Source organism: Candidatus Symbiothrix dinenymphae (assembly GCF_001431085.1).
This window is the reverse complement of record NZ_BBRU01000219.1, coordinates 1-641: the sequence shown is the minus strand read 5'-3', so window position 1 is coordinate 641 and position 641 is coordinate 1. Positions and strand designations below refer to the sequence as shown.

Here is a 641-nt window from a genome sequence, read left to right as displayed (position 1 = left end):
GCCCTGGCGTACCCCCGCCCGCGAATCCCCCCGGCTTGGTGCGCGGCTTCCAAATCCCCGCGCGGTAAATTTGGATGTGCTTGACAGCCAACTCCTTAGCGGTGTTCATCACTTGCTCCTCAGTCTCTGCGCTGCAAGGACCGGCAATAATCAGGGGTCGCTGGTCGCGCACTCCCGGTAGTAAAATTGATTCTAATTCCATATTATTTTATTTTGTTGGCACGCAGATGACGCAGATTTTTAGGATTTACGCAGATAAAAAATCTGCGTAAATCTATCTAATCTGTGTCATCTGCGTGCTAAATTTTTAATCCTATTCAAAGCCTCATTCAACTTATCACAACAAAGCGAAATACGCACATACCGCGCCCCATTGCTGCCAAAAATAGAGCCGGGCGTGATAAAAACGTGCGCGTTATACAATATCTCATCGGCGAGAGCTTCGCTGTTGGCGTATTGAGCGGGGATTTTGCCCCAGAGGAACATCCCCGACTGCTTGGGGTCGAAGGTGCAACCCAACGCCGTCATCATCTCTTCGGCGATTTTGCGCCGCTCGCGATACACCTTATTCATGCCTTCGTACCACTCACGCGGGGCTTGCCGGGGTTTGGCGGCAGCGCGCCTCATGGGTTTGAACTGCC

Annotated in this window: 1 protein-coding gene and 1 pseudogene; both read right to left on the bottom strand. The window is 52.1% G+C overall.

The window, feature by feature from the left end; translation table 11 throughout:
• A pseudogene (locus tag ASC50_RS03015) lies at positions 1-202 on the bottom strand (3-deoxy-7-phosphoheptulonate synthase); the annotation flags it as partial.
• 86 nt (positions 203-288) lie between these two features.
• A partial coding sequence (locus ASC50_RS03010) for an aminotransferase class I/II-fold pyridoxal phosphate-dependent enzyme (RefSeq protein WP_158648337.1) occupies positions 289-641 on the bottom strand: 353 nt, incomplete at its 5' end.